Origin of the sequence: Pseudomonas sp. EA_65y_Pfl2_P74 (genome assembly GCF_963970575.1) — a bacterium.
In the GTDB taxonomy this organism is placed as follows: Bacteria; Pseudomonadota; Gammaproteobacteria; order Pseudomonadales; family Pseudomonadaceae; genus Aquipseudomonas; species Aquipseudomonas baetica_A.
Genome location: NZ_CAXAOQ010000001.1, coordinates 283,039 through 301,923 on the forward strand (window position 1 = coordinate 283,039; position 18,885 = coordinate 301,923).

General features: G+C 60.3%; 16 protein-coding genes. 9 read left to right on the forward strand and 7 right to left on the reverse strand.

All coding sequences use genetic code 11. The annotated features are described in order from the left end of the window. Positions 1–160: 160 nt before the first annotated feature. The 6 genes from AACY18_RS01270 to AACY18_RS01295 all read right to left on the reverse strand — a co-directional run bounded on the left by AACY18_RS01270 (position 161) and on the right by AACY18_RS01295 (position 7,744). Positions 161–538, reverse strand: coding sequence for a gamma-butyrobetaine hydroxylase-like domain-containing protein (locus AACY18_RS01270; protein WP_221731315.1), 378 nt, complete (start codon positions 536–538; stop codon positions 161–163). Between the two features lie 153 nt (positions 539–691). Further along, positions 692–2,029: an ATP-dependent protease ATPase subunit HslU gene (gene hslU, locus AACY18_RS01275; protein ID WP_339464011.1), complete on the reverse strand. Its 1,338-nt coding sequence runs from the start codon at positions 2,027–2,029 to the stop codon at positions 692–694. 48 nt (positions 2,030–2,077) lie between these two features. Further along, positions 2,078–2,614, reverse strand: a complete 537-nt coding sequence (gene hslV / locus AACY18_RS01280) for an ATP-dependent protease subunit HslV (RefSeq protein ID WP_003220875.1) — start codon at positions 2,612–2,614, stop codon at positions 2,078–2,080. 232 nt (positions 2,615–2,846) lie between these two features. Further along, the gene (locus AACY18_RS01285; protein ID WP_339432960.1) at positions 2,847–3,551 is read right to left on the reverse strand and encodes an SPOR domain-containing protein; all 705 of its coding nucleotides are present in this window, start codon (positions 3,549–3,551) and stop codon (positions 2,847–2,849) included. 1 nt (position 3,552) lies between these two features. After that, positions 3,553–5,289, reverse strand: a complete 1,737-nt coding sequence (argS, locus tag AACY18_RS01290) for an arginine--tRNA ligase (protein ID WP_339432959.1) — start codon at positions 5,287–5,289, stop codon at positions 3,553–3,555. Positions 5,290–5,524: 235 nt separating this feature from the next. Next, positions 5,525–7,744: a primosomal protein N' gene (locus tag AACY18_RS01295; RefSeq protein WP_339432958.1), complete on the reverse strand. Its 2,220-nt coding sequence runs from the start codon at positions 7,742–7,744 to the stop codon at positions 5,525–5,527. A 284-nt stretch (positions 7,745–8,028) separates the two neighbouring features. Here AACY18_RS01295 and rpmE point away from each other — a divergent pair, with 284 nt between their 5' ends. From rpmE to AACY18_RS01310, 3 genes are all read left to right on the forward strand, one after another. Continuing rightward, positions 8,029–8,256, forward strand: a complete 228-nt coding sequence (rpmE, locus tag AACY18_RS01300; protein ID WP_339432957.1) for a 50S ribosomal protein L31 — start codon at positions 8,029–8,031, stop codon at positions 8,254–8,256. A 14-nt stretch (positions 8,257–8,270) separates the two neighbouring features. Next, positions 8,271–9,071, forward strand: a complete 801-nt coding sequence (locus AACY18_RS01305; protein WP_339432956.1) for a thermonuclease family protein — start codon at positions 8,271–8,273, stop codon at positions 9,069–9,071. A 183-nt stretch (positions 9,072–9,254) separates the two neighbouring features. Further along, positions 9,255–10,523: a malic enzyme-like NAD(P)-binding protein gene (locus AACY18_RS01310; RefSeq protein WP_339432955.1), complete on the forward strand. Its 1,269-nt coding sequence runs from the start codon at positions 9,255–9,257 to the stop codon at positions 10,521–10,523. A gap of 221 nt (positions 10,524–10,744) precedes the next feature. On the opposite strand, the gene AACY18_RS01315 is transcribed toward AACY18_RS01310, so the two are convergent. Then, positions 10,745–13,189, reverse strand: coding sequence for a penicillin-binding protein 1A (locus AACY18_RS01315; protein ID WP_401159729.1), 2,445 nt, complete (start codon positions 13,187–13,189; stop codon positions 10,745–10,747). A 219-nt stretch (positions 13,190–13,408) separates the two neighbouring features. Between AACY18_RS01315 and AACY18_RS01320 the strand changes: the two genes are divergently transcribed. From AACY18_RS01320 to aroK, 6 genes are read left to right on the forward strand one after another with little or no spacing between them, the layout of a single operon-like run. Then, a complete protein-coding gene (locus tag AACY18_RS01320; RefSeq protein ID WP_339464012.1) occupies positions 13,409–14,473 on the forward strand; it encodes a pilus assembly protein PilM in 1,065 nt (354 codons plus the stop codon). Beyond that, complete coding sequence (locus AACY18_RS01325) at positions 14,473–15,039, forward strand: PilN domain-containing protein (RefSeq protein WP_339464015.1); 567 nt, start codon at positions 14,473–14,475, stop codon at positions 15,037–15,039. Before AACY18_RS01320 ends, AACY18_RS01325 begins: the two co-directional genes overlap by 1 nt. Continuing rightward, positions 15,036–15,659, forward strand: coding sequence for a type 4a pilus biogenesis protein PilO (gene pilO, locus AACY18_RS01330; protein WP_339432951.1), 624 nt, complete (start codon positions 15,036–15,038; stop codon positions 15,657–15,659). Before AACY18_RS01325 ends, pilO begins: the two co-directional genes overlap by 4 nt. After that, positions 15,656–16,183, forward strand: a complete 528-nt coding sequence (locus tag AACY18_RS01335; RefSeq protein WP_339432950.1) for a pilus assembly protein PilP — start codon at positions 15,656–15,658, stop codon at positions 16,181–16,183. The genes pilO and AACY18_RS01335 overlap by 4 nt, the downstream gene beginning before the upstream one ends. 13 nt (positions 16,184–16,196) lie before the next feature. Beyond that, positions 16,197–18,278, forward strand: a complete 2,082-nt coding sequence (gene pilQ / locus AACY18_RS01340; protein ID WP_339432949.1) for a type IV pilus secretin PilQ — start codon at positions 16,197–16,199, stop codon at positions 18,276–18,278. 4 nt (positions 18,279–18,282) lie between these two features. After that, a complete protein-coding gene (gene aroK / locus AACY18_RS01345; protein ID WP_221731302.1) occupies positions 18,283–18,801 on the forward strand; it encodes a shikimate kinase AroK in 519 nt (172 codons plus the stop codon). Positions 18,802–18,885: the final 84 nt, after the last annotated feature.

The following is an 18,885-nucleotide window of genomic DNA, read 5'->3' on the forward strand; positions in this document are numbered from 1 at the left end:
CATAGCTGCTTTACAGTCGTAGAGCACTGCAGGGAACTTGCCAGCTCCATTGGTTACCCGAGTTTAATTTTTTTCGCAAGCGGGCCGATCCTCGACGCCGCAGCAGAGCATTCAAACAGATGAATTTAGAAAATGCCCTCTAAAGAGCAAGACGCTGGGACTAGAGCATCAGCTTGACGATCGACTGATCCGGATCGCGGGTTTTTCCGGCTGCTTTGAGCTCAGCCAGATAATCGGCCCAGAGTGCGTCATGACGTCGCCCCAGCTCATAGAGATATTCCCAAGTGAACAGGCCGCTGTCGTGACCGTCGTCGAAGGTCAGTTTCAGTGCGTAGTGACCGGCCGGTTCCAGCTTGCTCAAGCCAACGTTGAGCTTGCCGAATTGCAGGATGGGTTTGCCGTGGCCCTGGACCTCGGCGGAGGGGGAATGCACACGCAGGAATTCGGCGGGCAGGGTGAACTCCTCGCCGGACGCGTAGGTGAGCGTCAGGGTTTTCGAGGCTTTGTGCAGTTTGATGTCGGTGGGAATTGAGGTCATGGTCTGGCGTCCGTTGTGTGGGCGACCCTGATTCAAATGTGGGAGCGGGCTTGCTCGCGAAAGCGGTGTGTCAGCCAACATGGATGTCGACTGGCACGGCCTCTTCGCGAGCAAGCCCGCTCCCACAGGGTCTGCTACCGCTGTAAGTATGGCTTACAGGATATAACGGGACAGGTCTTCGTTCTGCGCCAATTCGCCCAAGTGGCTGTTGACGTATTCGGCGTCGATCAGGATCGGCTTTTCATCATGGGTGCTGGCCATATCGCCGGCACTGAACGACACCTCTTCGAGCAGACGCTCAAGCAGCGTGTGCAGGCGACGGGCACCGATGTTTTCGGTTTTCTCGTTGACCTGCCAGGCGATCTCGGCGATGCGCTTGATGCCTTCGGGCTGGAACTCGATGTTCAGGCCTTCGGTTTTCAGCAGCGCGCAGTATTGCTCGGTGAGCGAGGCATGCGGTTCGCTGAGGATGCGCTCGAAATCTTCCGGGCTCAGGGCCTTGAGTTCGACGCGGATCGGCAGACGACCTTGCAGCTCGGGCACCAGATCGCTCGGTTTGCTCAGGTGGAATGCACCGGAGGCGATGAACAGGATGTGATCGGTCTTGACCATGCCCAGCTTGGTGTTGACGGTGCAGCCTTCGATCAGCGGCAGCAGGTCGCGCTGCACACCTTCACGGGAGACATCGGCGCCGCCGACATTGCCGCGCTTGGCCACCTTATCGATCTCGTCGATGAACACGATGCCGTGCTGCTCAACGGCTTCCAGGGCCTTGGCCTTCAACTCTTCTTCGTTGACCAGGCGCCCGGCTTCTTCGTCGCGCACCAGTTTCAGCGCTTCTTTGACCTTGAGCTTGCGGGACTTCTTCTTGCCCTTGCCCATGTTGGCGAACAGGGACTGCAACTGGTTGGTCATTTCTTCCATGCCTGGCGGCGTGGCGATCTCGATGCCGGCCACTTCGGCGACTTCGATTTCGATTTCCTTGTCATCCAGTTGGCCTTCGCGCAGACGCTTGCGGAACAGCTGACGGGTGTTGGAATCGGAGCTTGGCGCTTCTTCGTTGCTGAAGCCCATGCGGGCCGGTGGCAACAACGCATCGAGGATGCGGTCCTCGGCAGCGTCTTCAGCGCGGTGGCGCACGCGGGTCATTTCCTGCTCGCGCAGCATCTTGATCGCCGCGTCGGCCAGATCACGGATGATCGATTCGACGTCACGGCCGACATAGCCAACTTCGGTGAATTTGGTCGCTTCGACCTTGATGAACGGCGCGTTGGCCAGTTTCGCCAGGCGACGGGCGATCTCGGTTTTACCGACGCCGGTCGGGCCGATCATCAGGATGTTCTTCGGGGTCACTTCAACACGCAGCTCTTCAGGCAACTGCATCCGGCGCCAGCGGTTGCGCAGGGCAATCGCGACGGCGCGCTTGGCATCGTCCTGGCCGATGATGTGGCGGTTGAGTTCGTGGACGATTTCGCGGGGAGTCATGGACATAATAATTGGCGGTCCTCAAGCAAAAAAAGCCGTGGCACAGGGGCCGTATCAGGCTTCTTCAGCGAGATCCTGCTCCTCAATGGTCTGAGTGTGGTTGGTGAATACACAGATGTCGGCGGCGATACCCAAAGCGGTTTCGACGATTTCACGGGCCGACAGGTCGGTCTTTTTCAGCAGCGCGCTGGCCGCAGCCTGGGCGTAACCGCCACCGGAACCCATGGCGATGAGACCATTCTCAGGTTCGACCACGTCACCGTTGCCGGTGATGATCAACGAGGCATCTTTGTTGGCGACCGCGAGCATGGCTTCGAGGCGGCTGAGGGAGCGGTCGGTGCGCCATTCTTTGGCGAGTTCGACGGCGGCGCGGATCAGGTGGCCCTGATGTTTCTCAAGCTGGCCTTCGAAGCGTTCGAAGAGGGTAAAGGCGTCAGCGGTGGCACCGGCAAAACCGGCGATGACCTGGCCGTGGTAAAGGCGACGGACTTTCTTCGCGTTGCCTTTCATCACGGTGTTGCCGAGAGAAACCTGGCCGTCGCCGCCCATGACGACTTTGCCGTGGCGGCGGACTGAAACGATGGTGGTCAAGGGAAGAGTCTCCACACTGCGGGGCGAAAATGCCTTATGCCCATTCATATGGGGGTGGTGAAGCGGATTTCAACCGGGGAGGGCGCAGGGGGACGAACGGCGAGGGTGTGTCAGGATGACGGGGTGTCAGCCATGACGCCTTCGCGAGCAAGCCCGCTCCCACAGGGTTAGCGCAGATCCTGTGGAAGCGGGCTTGCTCGCGAAGAGTGATGACGCGGTACCGCTGATGGGATCAGCGATTCTGGCGTTGTTGTAACAACAGGTTGCTAAAACCAGCGCCAGCCAGTTGTTTCTGGGCCGTGGTCAGTTGTTCGCGGTTGCTGAACGGACCGACCAATACGCGGTACCAGGTTTCATCCTTCACCGTGCCGGACTCAACGGCCACCGACTGACCCAGCAGAATGATCTGCGCGCGCACCTTGTCCGCATCGGTCTCTTTACGGAACGAACCGGCCTGCAGGAAGAACTTGGTCACCGGCGCCGCTTTCGCCACCGGTGGCGCGGGCGGCGGGGTAATGCCCGACAGCGCAGCTTGAGCCCGTGCCGTGTCGATTTTCGCCGCTTCCGCCGGGGTGACCGGCGTGGTCGGCACTTGTGGCGTCGGCAGGGTTTTCTCCGGCACGGCGTCCGGCGGTACGATCACTTCCGATTCCGGCAGCAGGGTGTAGAAGTCGTACTTCGGCTTCACGGGCTGCGTCGGGCTCGGCGGGGTCTTGTTGGCCTCGGCGATTTTCGACGCTCTCTGCTGCTGTTGTTCGACCTTCTCACGCTTGACCGTGTCGCTGCCCTTGCCCGGTTCCAGTTTCATCAGGAACACGATGAACGCACCGACCGTCAGGCCGATGGCCATCCACAGCCAACCCGGAATCGGTTGCTTCGCAGGAGCTTGGTAACGGCTGGCGCCACGCTTGGGTGCAGGTTTTTTCTTGGCAGCCAACTTACATACGCTCCAGAGTTTCCAGACCCAACAGCTCCAGGCCTTGCTTGAGGGTGCGACCGGTCAGCGCGGCCAGACGCAGACGGCTCTGCATCTGTGCTGGCGTCTCGGCGGCGAGGATCGGGCAGTTCTCGTAGAAGCTGGAGAACAGACCGGCAACGTCGTACAGATAAGTGCAGAGGATGTGCGGCGTGCCTTTGTCGGACACGTTATTCAGCACTTCGCCGAACTGCGCCAGTTTCGCCGCCAGCTCAAGTTCGTGCTCGGCTTCGAGAACGATCTGACCGTCGACTTCGCTGAAGTCCTTGCCCAGTTTGCGGAACACACCGGCCACGCGGGTGTAGGCGTACAGCAGGTATGGCGCGGTATTGCCTTCGAAGTTGAGCATCAGGTCGAAGTTGAAGCTGTAGTCGCTGGTGCGGTGCTTGGACAGGTCGGCGTATTTCACCGCGCCGATGCCAACGACTTTGGCGATATTGCGCAACTCGTCTTCGGCCAGCGTCGGGTTCTTCTCTTTCACCAGGCTGTAGGCACGTTCCTGCGCTTCGGTGAGCAAGTCGATCAGCTTCACGGTGCCGCCGTCACGGGTCTTGAACGGACGGCCGTCGGCGCCGTTCATGGTGCCGAAGCCCATGTGCTCCATTTCCATCGGATGGGTCACGAAACCGGCCTTGCGCGCCACGGCGAACACTTGCTGGAAGTGCAGGGCCTGACGCTGGTCGACGAAGTACAGCGCGCGATCAGCCTTCAATTTGCCACTGCGGTAGCGCACGGCTGCCAGGTCAGTGGTGGCGTACAGGTAACCGCCGTCAGCCTTGACGATGATCACCGGCAGCGGGTCGCCGTCGGCGTTCTTGAACTCGTCGAGGAATACGCACTGGGCGCCGTTACTCTCGACCAGCATGCCGGCGGCTTTCAGGTCGTTTACAACGTTGATCAGGTCGTCGTTGTAGGCGCTTTCGCCCATCACGTCGGCCATGGTCAGCTTGACGTTGAGCAGTTCGTAGATCTTCTGGCAGTGCGACAGCGAGATGTCCTTGAACCTGGTCCACAGCGCCAGGCACTCGGCATCGCCGGCCTGCAGCTTGACCACCAGGCCACGGGCACGGTCGGCGAACGCTTCGGACTCGTCGAAACGCTGCTTGGCGGCGCGGTAGAAGTTTTCCAGATCCGACAGCTCATCGCTGGTGATCGGGTTTTCCTGCAGATACGCCATCAGCATGCCGAACTGGGTGCCCCAGTCGCCGACGTGGTTCTGGCGGATCACTTCGTCGCCGAGGAATTCCAGTACACGAGCCACGCCGTCACCGATGATGGTCGAGCGCAAGTGGCCGACGTGCATCTCTTTGGCCAGATTCGGTGCCGACAGGTCGACCACGGTGCGCTGCGCCGGGCCGGCCTTGCGCACGCCAACATGGGCGTCAGCCAGGGCAGCGTCGAGGCGGTTGGCCAGGGCCTGAGTGTTCTGGAAGAAGTTGATGAAGCCGGGGCCGGCGATTTCCGCTTTGGTGACGTTCTCGTCGGCCGGCAGTGCGGCAATGATTTTTTCCGCCAGATCGCGCGGCTTCATACCCGCAGGCTTGGCCAGCATCATGGCGATGTTGCTGGCGAAGTCGCCGTGGGTCTTGTCGCGGGCGTTCTCCACCTGGATCGCCGGCGTCAGGCCTTCAGGCAACACACCTTCGTTGACGAGTTGGGTGAGGGCTTGTTGGATCAGCTGGCGAATGGTGTCTTTCATGGTCTTCTCTTTCGACCGCAAGCGCGGCGGCGCATCGATGCGCGGGTGGAAAAACTGGGCATTATCCGTTGCGAAGACGGGCTTGCCAACCTTAGCAGGCAGCTTATGGATATGTGGTGACAATTCGGGCCTTTTCGCGAGCAAGCCCGCTCCCGCAAGGGATCGGTGCCAGACACATAATGTATGAACGCCGCAGGTCCAATGTGGGAGCCTGCTCGCGAAGGCGATCTTCAGGTCAATACAGATCCACGGGATCGACATCCAGCGACCAGCGCACCGCCCGCCCACTCGGCATCTGTTCCAGCACCAGCAACCAAGTGGCGAGCAACCGATGCAGTGGCCCCCGTGCTGTCGCCTGTAAAAGCAGTTGCGCACGGTAGCGCCCCGCCCGCCGTTCCATCGGTGCCGGCACCGGCCCGAGCAATTCGATCCCGCTCAGATTCTGCTCAGCCAACAAACGTTCGGCCTCGCTGCATGCCTCATCGAGAAAGCCTTCGGCCTGCCCCGGCTTGTGCGCTTCGGCGCGCAACAGCGCCAGATGTGAAAACGGCGGTAGGCCGGCGGCGCGGCGCTCGCTCAACGCCTGTTCGGCGAACGCGAAGTAACCCTGCTCGGTCAGTTGCACTAATAAAGGATGGTCGGCCAAGTGCGTCTGAATGATCACTTTGCCCGGCTCTTCCGCTCGTCCGGCACGCCCGGCAACCTGAACGATCAACTGCGCCATTCGCTCGCTGGCGCGGAAGTCGCCGGAGAACAGCCCGCCGTCGGCATCGAGGATCGACACCAGCGTTACTCGCGGAAAGTGGTGCCCCTTGGCCAGCATCTGCGTGCCGACCAGAATGCACGGCTGGCCCTTCTGAATCGTCGCGAACAACTGATTCATCGCGTCCTTGCGCGAAGTGCTGTCGCGGTCAACGCGCAGCACCGGGTAATCGGGGAACAGAATCGCCAGCCGTTCTTCGGCACGCTCGGTACCGGCGCCGACCGGGCGCAGATCAACCTTGTTGCACTTGGGGCACTGGCGCGGCACGCGTTCGACGTAACCGCAATGGTGGCAGCGCAGTTCGCCGTGACGCTGGTGCACGGTCATCCGCGCGTCGCAGCGCGAACACTCGGACATCCAGCCGCAATCGTGACAGAGCAGCGTCGGCGCAAAACCTCGACGGTTGAGGAACACCAATACCTGTTGGCCGTTGGCGAGCGTCTGGCCGATGGCTTGCTGCATCGGGCCGGAAATGCCGCTGTCCAGCGGACGACTTTTTACATCCAGGCGCAGGAAACGTGGTTGCTTGGCACCGCCGGCGCGCTCATTCAGTCGCAGGAGGCCGTACCGACCGGTGTAGGCGTTGTGCAGACTTTCCAGCGAAGGCGTGGCCGAACCCAGGACGATCGGAATGTTTTCCTGCCGCGCGCGCACCAGTGCCAGGTCGCGGGCGTGATAGCGCAGGCCTTCCTGCTGTTTATAAGAACCGTCGTGCTCTTCATCGATGATGATCAGCCCGGGATTTTTCATCGGGGTGAACAGCGCCGAACGGGTGCCGATAATAATGTCGGCCTCGCCATCGCGGGCGGCAAGCCAGGCGTCGAGGCGCTCGCGATCATTGACCGCCGAGTGCAGCAGAGCGATGCGCGCGTTGAAACGCTGCTCGAAACGCGCCAGGGTCTGCGGGCCGAGGTTGATCTCCGGGATCAGCACCAGCGCCTGTTTGCCGGCCTCGAGGGTCTCGCGGATCAGTTGCAAATAGACTTCGGTCTTGCCGCTGCCGGTGACACCGGCCAGCAGAAACGCGTGATAACTGTCAAAGCCTGCGCGAATCGCTTCATATGCGGCGCGTTGCTCAGTGTTGAGCGGTAATTCCGGCTGCGCGAGCCAGTGCTCGTGGCGTGCACCGGGTGCATGCCGGCGGATGTCGACTTGCACCAGATTCTTGGCCAGCAACAAATCGAGGCTGTCCTTGCTCAGCATCAGCTTGCTCAGCAACTGATGGGCAACGCCGTGCGGGTGTTGGGCCAGGGTGGCCAGTGCCTCACGTTGGCGCGGGGCGCGTGCGACACGCGGATCATCGAGGCTGGCGCCGGGGGTGATCGACCAGAAGCGTTCCTGCCGCGCTTCGGCCAGTTCGCCCTGACGCAACAGCACCGGCAGCGCCCAGCTCAGAGTGTCGCCAAGGCTGTGCTGATAATACTGCGACGTCCACAGGCACAGCTTGAACAGCGCCGGTGGCAGTGGCGGCGTGGTATCGAGCAGGGCCAGTGCCGGTTTGAGCTTTTCCACCGGCACTTCGCTGGTGTCAGTGACCTCGACCAGAATCCCGATCATCTCCCGCCGGCCGAACGGCACCCGCAGACGCATGCCTGGTTGTAACTGGGCGCGCAGCACGCCGGCCGGGGCTCGATAGTCGAACAGGCGGCGCAAGGGTGAAGGCAGGGCGAGGCGCAGAATGGCGTCGGGCACGCGGGGGTCTCTATCAACACAAAAGAAGGGCGAGCGCAGATCAATTGTGGCAGCGGGCGTGCTCGCGAATGCGGTGTGTCAGGCACCGTAATGTTGGGTGAGACGCCGCATTCGCGAGCAAGCCCGCTCCCACAGGAGAATGTGTTCGAGGCCGGGAGCCTAGCAGACGGTCGGTCTAAGGGACAGCTTGCACGATTGACATTGTCTGGTAGAATCCGCGGCCTAATTACGTGCGGTATTCAACAATAGTGTTGGATGGCGGCACGCTAGCTGAGGAAGACACCATGAAAGCTGATATCCACCCGAACTACCCAGAAATCGCTGTTACCTGCAGCTGCGGCAACAAATTCGAAACTCGTTCGACCTTCGGCAAAGCCTTGGCGATCGACGTTTGCAACGAATGCCACCCGTTCTACACCGGTAAGCAAAAGACTCTGGACACTGGCGGCCGCGTTCAGCGCTTCGCCGACCGTTTCGGTGCTTTCGGCAAGAAACCTGCTGCTGCAGAGTAAGGTTGAAGAGCCCGGTGGGCTGTTCCTCACTGCTGAAAAAGGCGTCCCTCGCGGGCGCCTTTTTTGTGTCCGCGATTTGGCTGTCCGCAGCGCAAGCCTTCTGTCCTGTGCCCTCGGGGCTGACTACCGTGGCAGTGCAGCGCGTGGTCGATGGCGACACCTTGCGCCTGAGCGACGGGCGCAGCGTACGCATGATTGGTCTCAACACGCCTGAACTGGGCAGGCAGGGTCGCAGCGACGAACCGTTAGCCGTGGCGGCACGCAAACGCCTCGAAGCGTTGGTGGCTGCCAGTGGCGGACGTGTCGGTTTGCTCCCCGGTAAGCAAGCGAAAGACCATTACGGTCGTACGCTCGCCCACCTCTATAGCGTCAGCGGCGCCAATCTTGAAGCGCAAATGCTCGCCGACGGCCTCGGTTTTCAGGTCGCCGTAGCACCGAATGTCGATTTGGTGGCCTGTCAGCAAGCCGCCGAGCGCAGCGCGCGACAGGCTGGGCGAGGTCTCTGGCGGCAATCACCTGTACTGAAAGCGGAGCAGATCCAGCGCTCGGGTTTCGCGGTGGTCAGTGGTCGTGTGAGCAAGGTGCAACGCAATCGAGGTGGAATCTGGATCGAGTTGCAGGGCGCACTTGTATTGCGCGTTGCACCCAATCTGGTCGGACAATTTGACAACGCTCGCCTGCAAGCGCTGAAGGGCAAGCAAATCGAGGCTCGTGGCTGGGTGGTTGATCGTTCGCGTCGCGGTGGGTTGCAACCGGGTCAGCCGCGTTGGCTACTGCCACTGACCGATCCGTCGATGTTTCAACGCGCTCGCTGAGTAAACTTGTAGACATTTTTCCTGTTGATTGTGAACAGTCAAGCCCTTGCCCGCCGTGGCTCTTGGCCCAAAGTCGTAGGGCTGGGTGCTTGACAGGGGTGACTGCTCAGTCTTGTGGGGACTTTGCGAGGCGCGTATCCTCGCTGACCAGTCTGTCCAACAGTAAAAAAGCGGAATGCCAAAATGTCTGATCTGAAAACTGCCGCTCTCGAATATCATGCCAATCCTCGTCCGGGGAAGCTGAGTGTCGAGCTCACCAAGGCCACTGCTACCGCCCGCGACCTGTCGCTGGCCTACAGCCCCGGCGTAGCTGAACCAGTGCGTGAGATCGCTCGCGATCCTGAACTGGCCTACAAGTACACCGGCAAGGGCAACCTGGTTGCAGTCATTTCCGATGGCACCGCGATTCTCGGCCTGGGCAACCTCGGCCCATTGGCTTCCAAGCCTGTAATGGAAGGTAAAGGCGTACTGTTCAAGCGCTTCGCTGGCATCGACGTTTTCGACATCGAAGTCGACTCCGAAAGCCCGCAAGCCTTCATCGACACCGTCAAGCGCATTTCCATCACCTTCGGTGGCATCAACCTGGAAGACATCAAGGCACCCGAGTGCTTTGAGATCGAACGCGCTCTGATCGAGCAGTGCGACATTCCAGTGTTCCACGATGACCAGCACGGCACTGCAATCGTGACCGCTGCAGGCATGATCAACGCCCTGGAAATCGCTGGCAAAACCCTGGCTGACGCCAAGATCGTCTGCCTGGGCGCTGGTGCTGCTGCCATCTCCTGCATGAAGTTGCTGGTGAGCATGGGCGCAAGCATCGAAAACATCTTCATGGTTGACCGTACTGGCGTGATTCACTCCGGCCGTGACGACCTGAACCAGTACAAAGCCGTGTTCGCCCACGCCACCGAGAAGCGCACCCTGGCTGACGCTCTGAAAGGCGCTGATGTGTTCGTTGGTCTGTCCGGCCCGAACCTGCTGAGCGCGGAAGGCCTGCTGTCGATGGCGGCCAACCCGATCGTGTTCGCGTGCTCGAACCCGGATCCGGAAATCTCCCCGGAACTGGCGCACGCCACCCGTAACGACGTGATCATGGCCACCGGCCGTTCGGACTACCCGAACCAGGTCAACAACGTACTGGGTTTCCCGTTCATCTTCCGTGGTGCCCTGGACGTTCGCGCCAAGCGCATCAACGAAGAAATGAAAGTGGCTGCTGCCAACGCCCTGCGTGAACTGGCCAAACTGCCAGTCCCTCAGGACGTGTGCGATGCCTACGGTGGCGCCCCGCTGGAATTCGGTCGTGAGTACATCATTCCGAAGCCAATGGACCAGCGCCTGATCACCCTGATCTCCGATGCCGTGGCCAAAGCCGCCATCGAGACCGGTGTGGCAACCCTGCCGTATCCGAAGAACTACCCGCTGAAAAGCGTCGATGATGTGTTCAACGGCTAAGTCGTTGTAGCGCTTCAAGCGAAAGCCCCGACTCGCAAGAGTCGGGGCTTTTTTGTTTCTGATGTCTCCTCGCGCGCAAGCCCGCTGCCGCAGGGGGGGCTCGCATAGTGGGTGCGCGAGCGGTTTTACCTGTGAAGAAGGCGGTTCATCCACTGCAAATCCTGAAGGCACAAAAAAGCCCCGCACTTCTCTCGAAGGCGGGGCTTGTCGGCGGTTCAGGATCAGAACAAATCGATTGGCGCCTGTTCATCCGCTGGCAACGGACTGCCCGGTGCGGTGCCGTTACCCAGTTCATTCACCGATGGCGGCGTGTCTTCGGCCTTGAACAGCTCGAAGTAGGCGCCCGGCGTGCTCGGTGTTGCCGCACGGCCGCTGACCGGATCAACCCGCAGGCTTAGGATGCCTTCCGGCTCAGGCTGCACGTGTGGCGGCTTGTCCTTCAGCGCAGCCGACATGTAGTTCATCCAGATCGGTAGCGCCACCGTGCCGCCGAATTCACGGCGGCCTAGGCTTTCCGGCTGATCGAAGCCTGTCCAGACCGTGGTCACGTAATCGGCGTTGTAGCCAGAGAACCAGGCATCTTTCGATTCGTTGGTCGTACCGGTTTTACCGGCGATGTCGCTGCGACCCATGGCCAGTGCGCGACGGCCGGTGCCGAGCTTGATCACGTCCTGCAACATGCTGTTGAGGATGTAAGTAGTGCGACCATCGACGATCCGCTCGGCCACTGCCGGCACTTGTGGTGCTGCTGTGTTGTCTGCGGATTCGCCCGGAACCGGCGCCGTGTCGACGGTGAGCGGTTGAGTGGCTGGCGCCGCGATGCCGTCCGTGGCCGAGCCGCCCTGCGGCACGGTTGGCGGGTTGGCGACGAACAGCGTGTCGCCATTGCGGCTTTCAATCTTGTCGATGAGATACGGAGTGATCTTGTAGCCGCCGTTGGCGAACGTGCTCCAACCGGTAGCGATCTCCATTGGCGTCAGGGTCGCGGTGCCCAGCGCCAGAGACAGGTTGGGCGGCAGATCCTGCTTGTTGAAGCCGAAGCGGGTGATGTAGTCGATGGTCTTGCCGACGCCCATCGCCTGCAGCAAACGGATCGACACGAGGTTGCGTGACTTGTACAGCCCCTCGCGCAGACGGATCGGACCCAGGAACGTGTTGTTGTCGTTCTTTGGTCGCCAGACCTTGTCCATGTATTCGTCGACGAAAACGATCGGTGCGTCGTTCACCAGGCTGGCGGCGGTGTAGCCGTTATCCAGCGCAGCACTGTAGACGAACGGCTTGAAGCTCGACCCCGGCTGACGCTTGGCCTGCATGGCGCGGTTGTAGTTGCTCTGCTCAAAGGCAAAACCGCCGACCAGGGAGCGAATCGCACCGTTCTGAGGATCCAGCGACACCAGCGCACCTTGCGCTTGCGGAATCTGGCTGAATTTCAGCGAATTGTCCTTCTGGCGCTGTACTCGCACCAGGTCGCCGACCTGCGCGACATCCGACGGCTGACGCGGGGTGGCGCCCATGCTGTTGGTGTTGAGGAACGGCCGCGCCCATTTCATGGTGTCCCAGGCGACATGTTCTTCACCGGTACGGGTCAGCACTTGCAGGCCGTTCTTGTCGACCTGGGTGACGATCGCCGGTTCCAGGCTGCTGATGGTGCGCTGTTTGGTCAGTTCGTTGGCCCAGGCTTCGCGGGTTTTGCCCGGCAAGCGCGATTCAGGGCCGCGATAGCCGTGACGCTGGTCGTAGGTCATCAAACCTTCGTGCAGCGCAGTGTTGGCCATTTCCTGCAGGTTGCTTGGCACCGTGGTGGTGACGCGGAAGCCTTCGGTGTAGGCGTCGCTCCCATAGCGGCCGACCATTTCGGCGCGGGCCATTTCGGCGATGTACGGCGCGTTCACTTCTGGCGTCGGTACGTGATAGCTGGCGTTCAGCGGTTCGTTGACCGCGGCGGTGTAGTCCGCCTCGCTGATCTTGCCGAGTTTGTACATACGCCCCAGGATCCAGTCGCGGCGTTCTTTGCTGCGCACCGGGTTCGCCAGCGGGTTGAAGCGCGACGGGGCTTTTGGCAGGCCGGCGATCATTGCCATTTGCGCCAGGCTGATGTCGCGGATCGACTTGCCGTAATACACCTGCGCCGCCGCCTCGATGCCGTAGGCGCGGTTGCCCAGATAGATCTTGTTCACATACAGCTCAAGAATCTCGTCCTTGGTCAGCTGTCGTTCGATTTGCAGGGCCAGCAAGATCTCGGTGGTTTTGCGCGAGAAGCTGCGTTCGCTGCTCAGGAAGAAGTTCTTCGCCACCTGCATGGTGATGGTGCTGCCGCCGGACTGAATGTGGCCGCTTTTGACCAATTGCGTCGCGGCGCGCATCAGGCTGCTCGGATCGACACCGTAGTGATTGGCGAAATTGTCGTCTTCAGCACTTAGTAACGCATTAATGAAATTGGGGGGAATGTCGGCGAAACGGATCGGAGTCCGGCGCATTTCGCCAAACTCTGCGATCAACTTGTTGTCGCTGCTGTAGACCCGCAGTGGAATCTGCAACTGAATGCTTCTCAGCGCCTCCACAGATGGCAAACCCGGACTAAGGTAAAGATACGCGCCGCTGAGACCTAATAGCAGTCCGCAGAAAACGGCGACGATGGACCAACCGAAAAATTTCAGCAGACGAATCAAGGCTTTTGGACATCCAGGGCAAAGAATGAATTTGGCGACGGGGTCCCGGCTAAACACAGAACGGCCCGCGCTGGCAGTAAAAAGCGGAAAAAATCGCTGGGCATTATAAGCACTTTTCTGCCGGAGGCGTCATTGACGCTTCTGTCAAGACAGGGTGAAGGAACGCAATGCGTATTACAGAGTCCGTAACTCACGGAAAGTCATAGGGAATTGGTAGTGCTGGGACTCTTCAATAAAAAGGCCAATACGTTACTGGGGATCGACATCAGTTCCACGTCGGTGAAGCTGCTGGAATTGAGCCGTCAGGGTGACCGCTACCGGGTCGAGGCATACGCGGTGGAGCCGTTGCCAGCTAACGCTGTGGTCGAGAAAAACATCGCCGAGCTCGAAGGTGTCGGCCAGGCGCTGAGCCGGGTGCTGGTCAAGGCGCGCACCAGCAACAGGAGCGTGGCGGTGGCGGTGGCCGGTTCCGCGGTCATCACCAAAATCATCGAAATGGACGCCGGACTGTCAGACGACGAGCTGGAAAACCAGCTCAAGATCGAAGCTGACCAATACATTCCCTATCCGCTGGACGAGGTTGCTATCGACTTTGAAGTCCAGGGCGTGTCGCCGCGCAACCCCGAGCGAGTCAACGTGTTGCTCGCTGCCTGCCGAAAGGAGAACGTCGAAGTCCGTGAAGCAGCCCTCGCGCTCGCCGGGCTGACGGCTCGCGTGGTGGACGTCGAGGCGTATGCGCTGGAACGCTCGTTCGGCCTGCTCGCGACGCAACTGGCGGCCTCCCAGGAGCGCCTGACCGTGGCGGTGGTCGACATCGGCGCAACCATGACCACCCTCAGCGTTCTGTACAACGGCAAGATCATCTACACCCGAGAGCAACTGTTCGGCGGTCGTCAACTGACCGAAGAAATCCAGCGTCGCTATGGCCTGACCGTCGAGCAGGCGGGGCTGGCGAAGAAACAGGGTGGCCTTCCCGACGACTATGTCAGCGAGGTGTTGCAGCCATTTCGTGAAGCGCTGGTGCAGCAGGTTTCGCGTTCGTTGCAGTTCTTCTTCGCCTCAGGGCAGTACAACGCGGTCGATCACATTCTGCTGGCCGGCGGCACCGCATCGGTGTCGGGTCTGGATAGATTGATCGAGCAGCGCCTCGATACGCCGACTCAGGTGGCCAATCCTTTTTCCGACATGGCCTTGAGCAGCAAGGTCAACGCCGGGGCCCTGGCCAGTGACGCGCCGGCCCTGATGATTGCCTGCGGGCTCGCGCTCAGGAGTTTCGACTGATGGCGCGGATCAACCTTTTACCCTGGCGTGAGGAGCGCCGCGAAGCACAGCGCAAACGCTTCCTGCTGGTGCTGACGGGCGTGTTGGTCGGCTCTGTGGGCGCAGTGTTTATCGCCGATCAGATCATCAATACGGCCATCGCCCGGCAAGCGGCCCGTAACGACTACATTGGCAAACAGATTGCTGTAGTCGACGAGCGGATCAAACAAATCAGCGAGCTTAAGGCTCATCGCCAACAATTGCTCGAGCGCATGAACATCATCCAGGACCTGCAGGGCAACCGGCAGGTCATCGGGCGGATTTTCGATCAACTGGCGCGCACTTTGCCCGATGGCGTGTATTTCACTGACGTGAAAATGGCTGGTAAAACCCTGTCGATCAGTGGGGCAGCGGAGTCGAACAATCGTGTTTCCGAGTTGATGCGCAATCTGGAGGCGTCCGACTGGTTCGAAGCGCCGAGTCTGAACGAAGTGAAGGCCGCTTCAGCCGACCAGGTGGAGCAGGCCAACGTCTTTCAATTGACTGTTCGTCAGACCCAGCCCATGACGCTGGAGGGCGAGCAATGAAGCCGTCCGAATGGCTGGAGAGTCTGCGCAACGTCGATTTCAACGATCTGGACACCAGCAACATCGGTTCCTGGCCGGCCGCGGTGAAGGCCATCGCCGGCGCGCTGGTGATGGTTCTGGTATTGGCGTTTGGCTATAACTTTTTCATCAGCGACATGGAAAACCAACTTGAGGCCAGGCGCCTGGAGGAGGCCGCGCTCAAGGAGCAGTTCGCCAGCAAGGCGCACCTGTCGGCCAATCTCGAGTTGTACACCCAGCAGATGAAGGAAATGGAAAACTCCTTCGGCGTGTTGTTGCGGCAATTGCCGAGCGACACTGAGGTGCCGGGTTTACTGGAAGACATCACCCGCACGGGATTGGGTAGCGGCCTGGAGTTCGAGGAGATCAAACTGCTGCCGGAAGTGACTCAGCCGTTCTACATCGAACTGCCGATCCAGATTACCGTCACCGGCTCCTATCACGATCTTGCCACTTTCGTCAGCGGAGTGGCCGGGTTGCCGCGTATTGTCACGCTGCATGATTTCGAACTGGCTCCGGCCAATAAGGAAGGCGGGCCGAAGCTGCGCATGAGCATTCTCGCCAAGACTTACCGCTATAACGACAAGGGGCTGCAGAAATGACCCTGACTCGTTATCTCGCGCTGTCGGCGGCGCTGCTGGCATTGAGCGGGTGTGGCGGCAGCGAAGGTTTCAGTGACCTCGACGCCTATATGAATGAAGTGCGTCTGCGCCCGGCGGGCAAGATTGAACCCACGCCGACATTCCACACTTACCCGAAATTCACGTATAGCGCCGCCAATCTGCGCAGTCCGTTCTCACGTCAGGTGCGTGTCGATCTGGCCGGGCAGAAGCACGGTTCGCGCAACGTCAAACCTGACCCGAACCGGGTCAGGCAATACCTCGAAGGCTTCAACATCGAGCAGTTTGAAATGGTCGGCACGATTTCCAATGCCAACCGCTCCTTTGCGCTATTGCGCGGGGCGGGCGGGGTGCATCGGTTGAAGGTCGGCGACTACCTGGGGCGCAACGACGGGCGCATCGTTGCCATCAGCGCCACTCAGGTCGATGTCATTGAAATCGTGCCCGACGGCGAAGGCGCCTGGCTGGAGCGTCCACGCACCATTCCTTTGAAAGAGCACTCTTAGTGGAAGTCGAATAATGAACAGGATTTTCTCCACCCTCGGTTTTTCGCTATGGATAGCGCTGATGTCGCCGATGGTAATCGCGGCCAATCTGAAGACGCTGGACGTGGCGGCATTGCCGGGTGATCGCGTCGAACTGAAGCTGTCGTTCGACGGCCCTCCACCGCAACCCAAGGGCTACACCACCGAATCCCCGGCGCGGATTGCCCTGGATTTGCCCGGTGTAGCCAGTCATTTGGCCAAAAAGAATCTCGATCTGGGCCGCGGCAATGCGCGCACGGCCACGGTGGTTGAAGCCAAGGATCGCACCCGCCTGATCGTCAGCCTGACGCAGCTTGCGCCTTACAGCACGCGGGTCGAGGGTAAGAATCTGTTCGTGGTGGTAGGTCAGGGGGCTCCAGCGGCCACGCCGCGTTCCGCCGCTGTTGCAGCGCCGCGCGTGACCACGGCGGCGCCTCCCGCCACGGCGTTCGTCGCCAAGGCCCGAGCCATTCGCGGCGTTGATTTTCAGCGCGGTACCGCAGGCGAGGGCAACGTGGTCATCGACCTGTCTGACCCGACCATCGCCCCGGATATCCAGGAACATGATGGCAAAGTCATCCTCAGCTTCGCGCGCACCCAGTTGCCCGACAAGTTGCGGGTGCGCCTCGACGTCAAGGATTTCGCCACGCCTGTGCAGTTCGTCAATGCTGCCGCGACCGGCAATCGTGCAATCATCACCATCGAGCCCAGCGGCACTTTCGATTACTCCACATTCCAGACCGACAACAAGCTGACCGTCAGCATTCGTCCGATGACGATGGACGACCTGCAAAAACGCAACGCTGACCGTCAGGCCTACACCGGCGAAAAACTCTCGCTGAATTTTCAGGACATCGATGTACGTTCGGTGCTGCAACTGATCGCTGATTTCACCAACCTCAACCTCGTGGCCAGCGATACGGTGCAGGGCGGCATCACCTTGCGCCTGCAAAATGTGCCGTGGGACCAGGCACTGGATCTGGTGTTGAAAACCAAAGGGCTGGATAAACGCAAGATCGGCAATGTGCTGCTGGTGGCGCCGGCCGATGAGATCGCCGCCCGTGAGCGCCAGGAGCTGGAATCGCAGAGGCAGATCGCTGAATTGGCACCGTTGCGCCGTGAACTGCTGCAGGTGAATTACGCCAAGGCCGCGGACATCGCCAAGCTGTTCCAGTCGGTGACCAGCGCCGAGGCGAAAATCGACGAGCGCGGTTCGATCACCGTCGATGAACGCACCAATAACATCATTGCCTACCAGACTCAGGATCGTCTTGATGAGCTGCGGCGGATCGTGGCGCAATTGGATATTCCGGTGCGCCAAGTGATGATCGAGGCGCGAATCGTTGAGGCCAACGTCGATTACGACAAAAGCCTGGGCGTGCGCTGGGGCGGCTCCATCCAGAACAAGGGCAACTGGAACACGTCTGGTGTGAGCAACGGTTCTTCCACCACCATCGGAACGCCGGGCAGCACCAGCACCAACTCGCCGTTCGTCGACATGGGCACCGTCAACAACACGTCCGGGATTGGTATCGCTTTTATCACTGACAACGTGTTGCTCGATCTCGAGCTGACGGCCATGGAAAAAACCGGCAACGGCGAAATCGTCTCGCAACCGAAAGTCGTTACCTCCGACAAGGAAACCGCCAAGATCCTCAAAGGCACCGAGATTCCCTACCAGGAAGCCAGCTCCAGCGGCGCCACCTCGGTGTCGTTCAAGGAGGCTTCGCTGTCGCTGGAGGTGACGCCACAGATCACGCCAGACAACCGCATCATCATGGAGGTCAAGGTCACCAAGGACGAACCGGACTACCTGAACAAAGTGCAGGATGTCCCGCCGATCAAAAAGAACGAGGTCAACGCCAAGGTGCTGGTCAATGACGGCGAAACCATCGTGATTGGGGGCGTTTTCTCAAATACTCAAAGCAAGGTCGTAGATAAGGTGCCATTTCTTGGCGATGTGCCGTATCTTGGCCGCCTTTTCCGGCGTGATGTGGTTTCGGAGAAAAAATCCGAGCTGCTGGTATTTCTCACTCCGCGTATCATGAATAACCAGGCGATTGCTGTGAGTCGTTGATTCTGTGCGAAATTTGATTCTTGTAGGACCGATGGGCGCTGGAAAAAGCACCATCGGCCGGTTGCTGGCCAAAGAGCTGCGCCTGCCGTTCAAAGATTCCGACAAGGAAATTGAACTGCGCACGGGCGCCAATATCCCGTGGATCTTCGACAAGGAAGGCGAGCCGGGCTTTCGCGACCGTGAGCAGGCGATGATCGCCGAACTGTGCGGATTCGATGGCGTGGTGTTGGCGACCGGCGGTGGCGCAGTCATGCGCGATGCCAACCGCAAGGCCCTCCATGACGGCGGGCGTGTGGTGTATTTGCACGCCTCTGTCGAACAGCAGGTTGGCCGCACCTCCCGCGATCGCAATCGGCCGTTGCTGCGCACCGCTGATCCGGCGAAAACCCTGCGAGACCTGCTCGCGATCCGTGATCCTCTTTATCGGGAAATCGCCGATCTGGTGGTGGAAACCGACGAACGGCCGCCACGCATGGTGGTGCTCGACATTCTCGATCGCCTGGCGCAGCTTCCACCCCGTTAAAGCATCGCCCGAAATGCGCTATCCTCGGCGTCCTGTCACAGCCCGTCGAGGTTGTGGCGGATAGCGTGCGAGCGGCGTCATACC

What these genes read in the sequence shown, in the direction of transcription:
- AACY18_RS01270 (WP_221731315.1), bottom strand. Translation starts at nt 538, where the DNA reads ATGACCTCAATTCCCACCGACATCAAACTGCACAAAGCCTCGAAAACC.
- rpmE (WP_339432957.1), top strand. Translation starts at nt 8,029, where the DNA reads ATGAAAGCTGATATCCACCCGAACTACCCAGAAATCGCTGTTACCTGC.
- pilO (WP_339432951.1), top strand. Translation starts at nt 15,036, where the DNA reads ATGAAGCCGTCCGAATGGCTGGAGAGTCTGCGCAACGTCGATTTCAAC.
- AACY18_RS01335 (WP_339432950.1), top strand. Translation starts at nt 15,656, where the DNA reads ATGACCCTGACTCGTTATCTCGCGCTGTCGGCGGCGCTGCTGGCATTG.
- hslU (WP_339464011.1), bottom strand. Translation starts at nt 2,029, where the DNA reads ATGTCCATGACTCCCCGCGAAATCGTCCACGAACTCAACCGCCACATC.
- AACY18_RS01325 (WP_339464015.1), top strand. Translation starts at nt 14,473, where the DNA reads ATGGCGCGGATCAACCTTTTACCCTGGCGTGAGGAGCGCCGCGAAGCA.
- argS (WP_339432959.1), bottom strand. Translation starts at nt 5,289, where the DNA reads ATGAAAGACACCATTCGCCAGCTGATCCAACAAGCCCTCACCCAACTC.
- AACY18_RS01310 (WP_339432955.1), top strand. Translation starts at nt 9,255, where the DNA reads ATGTCTGATCTGAAAACTGCCGCTCTCGAATATCATGCCAATCCTCGT.
- pilQ (WP_339432949.1), top strand. Translation starts at nt 16,197, where the DNA reads ATGAACAGGATTTTCTCCACCCTCGGTTTTTCGCTATGGATAGCGCTG.